Source organism: Streptomyces sp. NPDC020917 (assembly GCF_044333795.1).
GTDB lineage: Bacteria > Actinomycetota > Actinomycetes > Streptomycetales > Streptomycetaceae > Actinacidiphila.
In genome coordinates, this window is record NZ_JBIRRR010000002.1 from 44480 (window position 1) to 50979 (window position 6500).

The window sequence follows — 6500 nt, forward strand, 5'->3', positions numbered from 1 at the left end:
CACCGGGGTTCAGCCCTGTGCGGGCGCGGGCCGGCGCAGCACGTAGCCGACGCCCCGCACGGTGTGGATGAGCTTGGGCGCGCCGCCGGCCCCGGAGTCCACCTTGCGGCGCACGTACGAGATGTAGGACTCGACGATGCTCAGGTCGCCGCCGAAGTCGTACGCCCACACATGGTCGAGGATCTGCAGCTTGGACACCACCCGGTCGGCGTTGGCCATCAGGTAGGCGAGCAGCTTGAACTCGGTGGGGGACAGCGAGACGGGGCGGCCGCCGCGGGTCACCTGGTGGCCGACCGGGTCGAGTTCCAGGTCGCCCGCGACCAGCCGGCCGTCGCCGGTGGGGCCGCCGGTGCGGCGCAGGATCGCCCGTATCCGGGCGATCAGCTCCTCCAGGCTGAACGGCTTGGTGACGTAGTCGTCGCCGCCCGCGGTCAGACCGCTGATCTTGTCCTCGACGCCGTCCTTGGCGGTGAGGAACAGCACGGGCAGCCGGTCGTCGGGGCCGGAGCCGGGCCGCGGGTGCGTGCCGGTCTCCTCGCGCAGCCGCTTCACGACGGCGAAGCCGGTCATGTCCGGCAGCATCACGTCCAGCACCACCAGGTCGGGCCGCTCGCGGGCGACGGCGGCCAGCGCGTCGGCGCCGGTCGCTGCGGAGACCACCTTGAAGCCGACGAACCGCAGCGACGCGGACAGCAGTTCGCGGATGTTGGGTTCGTCGTCCACGACCAGCAGGCTGGCCTCAGGCGTGTCCATGGCGTCCTCCTGGCCTGCGAGGGTGGTGCGGCCGTACGGGTGGGGAGAGGTGTGCGGAGAGCTGCGGGGGCCCCGGCTACCGGACGGGGCCCCCGCTGCGCACGGTACGGCCTGTTGCTGTGAAGCCCGGCGGTGTCAGTTCCCGCCGGTACCGCCGCCCGTGCCGCCCCCGCCGAAGCCCCCGAACCCGCCGAAGCCGCCGGCGGAGCCCTGGGTGACGGTCGTCGCGGCGATGTCGCCGTTGGACTTGGCGTCGCCGCGGATGGTCACGCTCTGGCCCGGCTGGAGGTCGGAGACCTTGCCGTCCTTGTTCTCCGTGACCTTGGTGGACGAGCCGGTGGTGACCTTGACGATGTTGCCCTGGGCGTCGGTGACGTAGATGGTGTTGCCGTCGACCAGCTTGATCGTGCCGATGGTCACGCCCGAGCCGCCGGTGCCACTCGTGCCGCCGGGCAGCCCGGTGCCGCCGCCGGGCTGGGCGCCGGTCCCGGTGCCCGTGCCCGTCCCCGCACCGGTCCTGCCGGTGCCCGTGCCGCCGGCACCGCCGAAGCCGCCGAACGTCCGCCCGCTGCCCGTGCCGCCGGCCGTGCGGTTGCCGGCTGCCGCCGGGAAGGCCGCGCCGCGCCCACCGGACGAGCCGTTCAGGTGGTTCTTCTCCACCAGCGCACCGGCCGCGAAGGCCCCCGCCGCCACCACGCACGCCGAGAGCACCAGCGTCAGCCACGGCAGCTTGCGGCGCGGCGGCGCGGCCAGCTCCGCCGAGATGTCCCGGCTGTCCGGGGGCTCGGCCAGCACGTCCTCGGGCCGCTGGGCGGGCACCCCGCCCGGGCCGTGCACGATCTCGCCGGGCCCCTCGAAGATCTCGACCGTGCCGGCTTCCGGGACCAGCAGATCCGTGTCGGCGGCTGCCTTGACCAGCTCGCCTCGGCGTCGCGCCATCTCCGCTTCTCCCTTGTCCGTCTCTCGCGTGTCTCGCGTGTGCTGCCTGTGCTGCATGTCGGTCGGCGTTCTCACTCGTGCCGCAGGGCCTCGATGGGCCGCAGGCTCGCCGCGCGGTTGGCCGGGTAGCTGCCGAAGAACAGGCCGATGGCGACCGCGATGGCGAACGCCCCGACCACCGACTCCGGGATGATCACCGGTTTGATGCCGACGATGGTGAAGCGCGAGCCGATGAGCCCGCCCACCACCCCGAGCCCGCCGCCGACCAGCGACAGCAGCGTCGACTCCGCCAGGAACTGCCCGAGGATGACGCCCTTGGGGGCGCCGATCGCCTTGCGGATGCCGATCTCCCGGGTCCGCTCGGTGACGGTGACGAGCATGATGTTGGTGATGCCGATCCCGCCGACCAGCAGCGAGATCGCGGCGACCGCGCCGAGCAGGACGGTGAACGTCTTGTTCGTGGACGCCTGGGTGTCCAGCAGGGACGCCTGGCTGCTGACCCGGAAGTCCAGCGCGCTGGAGTCCTTGATGCCGTGCTGGCTCATCAGCACTTCGGTGATCTCGTTCTGCGCGGGCGTGGTGGCGCCCGCGGACTTCGCCTCGACCAGGATCTGGCTGATCCCGCCGCTGAAGCCGGTGAACGCGTTCTGCACGGTCGGCAGCGGCGCGATCACGGTGTCGTCCGGGTCCTGGAACCCGGTGCCGCCCTTGGTCTCCAGCACGCCGACCACGGTGAACGGGGTGCCGCCGATGACGATCTTCTTGCCGACCGGGCTCGCCGTCCCGAACAGGTCGGTGGCCGTGGTCGAGCCGATCACCGCCACCTTGCGGGAGTTGAGCACGTCGTCGGCGCTGAAGTAGTCGCCCTTGGCGACCTTGCTGTTGGACGCCTTGAAGTACGCCGGGTAGGTGCCGACGACCTGGTTCACGGTGTGCGACGTGCCGTTGTACAGCGCGCTCTGCGACGTGGTGACCTCCGGGGCCACCGACTCCACGTCGGGCGCCGACGCCGGATCGGCCAGCGCCCGGGCGTCGTCCACGGTCAGCGGCTTGGTGCTGGTCGCCGTCGACGTGCCGCCGAAGCCGCCGCCGGAGGAGACGGTCAGCGCGTTGGTGCCGAGCTTCTCGATGGAGTCCTTGACCGCCTGCGACGAGCCGTTGCCGACCGCCAGCAGGATGATCACCGCGGCCACGCCGATGAGCACGCCGAGCATGGTCAGCCCGGACCGCACCTTGTTCGCCGCGAGCCCGCCGAAGGCGAACCGCAGGGTCTCGAACGGGTTCATGGTCAGGAGCCTCCGCTCGTCAGGGCGTGCGGGGCGCGGGCCGCGAACACCGCGGGGTCGCGCAGCGCCGGCGGCGGGCCGTCGACCGGCGCCTGCCGGATGTCGGCGACGATCTGGCCGTCGACCAGCCGCAGCACCCGCTTGGCGTGCCGGGCGACCTCGTCCTCGTGCGTGATGATCACGACGGTGCGGCCCGAGGCGTTGAGCCGGTCGATGATGGCCAGCACGTCCTCGGTGCTGTGGCTGTCGAGGTTGCCGGTCGGCTCGTCGGCGAGCAGCATCGCCGGGGCGGTGACCAGCGCGCGGGCCACCGCCACGCGCTGCTGCTGGCCGCCGGACAGCTCGTTGGGCCGGTGATTGACCCGGTCGCCCAGGCCCACCAGCTCCAGCGCGGCCATCGCCCGCCGCCGCCGCTCGGACGTCTTCACCCCGGCGTACGCCAGGGGCAGCTCGACCTGGGCCAGCGCGGGAGTGCGCGGCACCAGGTTGAACGACTGGAAGACGAAGCCGATCTTGCGGTTGCGGACCAGCGAGAGCTGGTGCTCGTCGAGGCCGCCGACGTCGATGCCGTCCAGCAGGTAGCGGCCGGCGGTCGGCACGTCCAGGCAGCCGAGGATGTTCATCAGCGTGGACTTGCCGGAGCCAGAGCTGCCCATCACCGCGATCATGTCGCCCTGCTCGACCACCAGGTCCACGCCCGGCGAGTCGCCGGTGACCGGGTCGGGCGGGCCGCCGAGCGCACGCACCGCGGCGTCGCCGTGCCCGTACGTCTTCAGCAGCGACCGCACCTCGATCACCGGGGCGGGACCCCAGACGCTCTCCTCCTCCGCGGCCGCCGCGGCAGGACCGGCGGCCCGGTGGCCGCCCGCCCCGCCGCGGCCGAGCCCCTTCAGGAGCTGCCTCATCCGCGGCCACCCCCGCCGCCGACACCGCGGAAGCCGCCGCCGCCCGCGCCGCCGAACCGGCTGCCGCCGCCGATGCCGCCCGGGAACGAACCGCTCGGGAAGCCGCCGTTGCTGGAGGAGGCGACCGTCGGGATCTGCACCTGCTGGCCCTCGGTGAGGCCGCTGGTGATCTGGTCCGCGGAGTCGCCCTCCACGCCGACCGTGACGTCGGTCCGGGTGGTGGAGCCGTCCTTGTTGACGACCAGGACGGTGCGGTTGGCGCCCGTCCCGGACACCGCGGCGGTCGGCACGCTCAGCGCGCCGGACGCCTCACCGGTCACGACCTGGATGCTGGCGCTGAGCCCGGTCCGCAGGTTCGCGGTGCTGCTGGTGATGGTGAGCGTCGCCTCGTACTGCACCGCGCTGCCGGACGAACCGCCGCCGCCGGAACCGGAGGAGCTGCTCACCGGCAGCGAACTGATCGACAGCACCTTGGCGTTGAGGGCCGTGCCGGACTCGGCGTTCAGCGTGACCGTGGCCGCCTGGCCCGCCTTGATCTTCAGCGCGTCGGTCTCCGAGAAGTCCGCCTTGACCTGCATCCCCGACGGGTTGGTCAGCACGATGAAGCCGGACGGCGTCGAACCGGACGACGAGGAACTGCTGCTCGAACCCGAACCGCTGGACCCCGAACCGCCGGAGCCGGAGGAACCCGAGCCGCTGCCGGACGTGCCGGACACCGAGTCGCCCTTCGCGGAGGACACCGAGGCGACCGTGCCCGCCACCGGGGCGGTCAGCGTGCAGCCGTCCACCGCGCGCTGCGCGGCGTCCACCGCGTTCTGCGCCTGGGTGAGCTGGGCCTGGGCCTGCGCGAGCTGCGCCGGGTCCACGGTCGGGGTGGGGGTCGGCGTGGGCGTCGCCGCGACGGTGCCGCGGCCGGACGAGCCGCCGGAACCCGAGGCCGAGGAGCCGGAGTTCGAGGAGCCGGTGGACGCGGGCAGCTCGCCCTCCTCCACCTTCGTCAGGTTCGCCTGAGCGGCGGTCAGCGACGCCTGGTCCTGCTGCAGCGTCTCCTTCGCCTGCGTCGGGTCGACCTTGGCCAGCACCTGGCCCTTCTTCACCGTGTCGCCCGGCTTGACGTAGACCGCGGTGAGGGTGCCGCCGGTCGTGAAGTTCAGCCCGGCGTCACTCGGCGAGGTCAGCGACCCCGAGCCCGACACCGTGGCCAGAACGGTGCCCTTCGTGACGGTCGCCACGCGGGCTCCGCTGCTGCTCGCGGAGGAGCTCTTGTCGCCGTTGTGCACGGCCGCGTAGGCACCGCCGGCGCCCGCGAGGACCACCACGCCGAGCACCGAGTTGATCAGGACGGCCCTGCGCCGCCGTGGAAGCACCTTCATGCCGCGCATACTCGCCGCACACGCCTTTGAACCCCTGGGAGAACCCTGGGAGTTCGCTGGGAGCCGGGGCACGCCGGGCCGCCCCCGTGCGCCGGGAAAACCGGACGTTCGCCGACGAACCACCCGCGCGGGCGGTGCCCCTCGGGTCACCGGGGGTGGCGTTTCCCCGGGAACTCACAGGCCGGTCCCCGACAGTCCCCACGTGCGTGCGGTTCAGTCCATGCGTCGCCTGTGCGTCCGCCGTGCCCGGTGCGGGCGGACGGCGGTGCCTGACCGCGCCGCGGCCCAGGCCACGGCGCCCTTCCAGAGGAGACCTTCGGACATGACCTGGACCCCCACCCGGCCCTCCGCCGCGCTGCGCGCGGGCGTGTCCGTCGCCGCGCTCGCCGCGTCGGGGGCGCTGCTGCTGACCGCCTGCTCCTCCTCGTCGTCCGGCGGCTCCGCCGACGCCAAGCCCTCCGGGACGGCGTCCGGCTCGCCCGCGTCGTCCGGCAAGGGCGCGCAGTCGATGGAGGCGTACCGGCAGTGCCTGCAGCAGCACGGCGTCACCATGCCGTCGTTCCGCGGCGGTTCCCCCGGCCAGGGCGGCCCGAGCGACCGCCCCAGCGGGCAGCCCAGCGGCCGGCCGAGCGGCGGCTTCGGCGGCCGCGGCGGCGGCTTCCCCGGCTTCGGCGGCGCGTCGCCCGACGCGGCCACCCAGAAGGCCCTCGACGCCTGCAAGTCGCTGCGGCCGCAGTTCAACGGCCAGGGCCGCGGGGGCGACGGAGGCGGCGGCAGCAGCGCGTTCCAGGCGTTCGCCAGCTGCCTCAAGGACCACGGCGTCACCCTCCCGACCGCGTCCCCCGGCGCCACCAACCGCGCCGGCGGCGGCTTCGGCGCACTCCGCAACCTCAACACCTCCGACCCCAAGACCGCCAAGGCCTACACCACCTGCAAGGCCCTCCTTCCCCAGCGCCCCTCCGGCGCCGCAAGCCCCTCGGCGACGGCGTGAGGCGGGCGAGGGCTCGGTCCGGGTTGAGCTTTGGGTAAAGGTGAACGGGGTGGGTGGGCGTGATGGGTGGTAGCTCGTCAGGTGGACGGACTGGCTGGGCGTGATCAGCGGAGGTAGTTCACAGGGTGAACGGATCGGGTGGTCGTGATCGGTGCGGGCAGCTCGCAGAGTGGACGGATGGGCTGAACGTGATCGGTGGGCGTAGCTCGCAAGGTGGACGGATCGGCTGAACGTGATCGGTGCGGGCAGCTCG

Annotated in this window: 6 protein-coding genes; 1 reads left to right on the plus strand and 5 read right to left on the minus strand. The window is 73.2% G+C overall.

Translation table 11 applies throughout. The features are described 5' to 3' along the window. Nucleotides 1-9: 9 nt before the first annotated feature. The 5 genes from ACH4TG_RS04115 to ACH4TG_RS04135 form a co-directional block, all read right to left on the minus strand. Complete coding sequence (locus tag ACH4TG_RS04115) at nucleotides 10-753, minus strand: response regulator transcription factor (protein ID WP_398240571.1); 744 nt, start codon at nucleotides 751-753, stop codon at nucleotides 10-12. A 135-nt stretch (nucleotides 754-888) separates the two neighbouring features. Beyond that, a complete protein-coding gene (locus ACH4TG_RS04120; protein WP_398240573.1) occupies nucleotides 889-1692 on the minus strand; it encodes a hypothetical protein in 804 nt (267 codons plus the stop codon). 71 nt (nucleotides 1693-1763) lie between these two features. After that, nucleotides 1764-2978 (minus strand): ABC transporter permease, encoded by a 1215-nt coding sequence (locus ACH4TG_RS04125; RefSeq protein ID WP_398240574.1) that lies wholly within the window; start codon nucleotides 2976-2978, stop codon nucleotides 1764-1766. Nucleotides 2979-2980: 2 nt separating this feature from the next. Then, nucleotides 2981-3883, minus strand: a complete 903-nt coding sequence (locus ACH4TG_RS04130) for an ABC transporter ATP-binding protein (RefSeq protein ID WP_398240576.1) — start codon at nucleotides 3881-3883, stop codon at nucleotides 2981-2983. Further along, nucleotides 3880-5256, minus strand: coding sequence for an efflux RND transporter periplasmic adaptor subunit (locus ACH4TG_RS04135; protein WP_398240578.1), 1377 nt, complete (start codon nucleotides 5254-5256; stop codon nucleotides 3880-3882). The genes ACH4TG_RS04130 and ACH4TG_RS04135 overlap by 4 nt, the downstream gene beginning before the upstream one ends. Nucleotides 5257-5578: 322 nt before the next feature. Between ACH4TG_RS04135 and ACH4TG_RS04140 the strand changes: the two genes are divergently transcribed. Further along, nucleotides 5579-6247, plus strand: a complete 669-nt coding sequence (locus tag ACH4TG_RS04140; protein WP_398240579.1) for a hypothetical protein — start codon at nucleotides 5579-5581, stop codon at nucleotides 6245-6247. Nucleotides 6248-6500: the final 253 nt, after the last annotated feature.

What these genes read in the sequence shown, in the direction of transcription:
- ACH4TG_RS04125 (WP_398240574.1), bottom strand. Translation starts at nt 2,978, where the DNA reads ATGAACCCGTTCGAGACCCTGCGGTTCGCCTTCGGCGGGCTCGCGGCG.
- ACH4TG_RS04115 (WP_398240571.1), bottom strand. Translation starts at nt 753, where the DNA reads ATGGACACGCCTGAGGCCAGCCTGCTGGTCGTGGACGACGAACCCAAC.
- ACH4TG_RS04135 (WP_398240578.1), bottom strand. Translation starts at nt 5,256, where the DNA reads ATGAAGGTGCTTCCACGGCGGCGCAGGGCCGTCCTGATCAACTCGGTG.
- ACH4TG_RS04120 (WP_398240573.1), bottom strand. Translation starts at nt 1,692, where the DNA reads ATGGCGCGACGCCGAGGCGAGCTGGTCAAGGCAGCCGCCGACACGGAT.
- ACH4TG_RS04140 (WP_398240579.1), top strand. Translation starts at nt 5,579, where the DNA reads ATGACCTGGACCCCCACCCGGCCCTCCGCCGCGCTGCGCGCGGGCGTG.
- ACH4TG_RS04130 (WP_398240576.1), bottom strand. Translation starts at nt 3,883, where the DNA reads ATGAGGCAGCTCCTGAAGGGGCTCGGCCGCGGCGGGGCGGGCGGCCAC.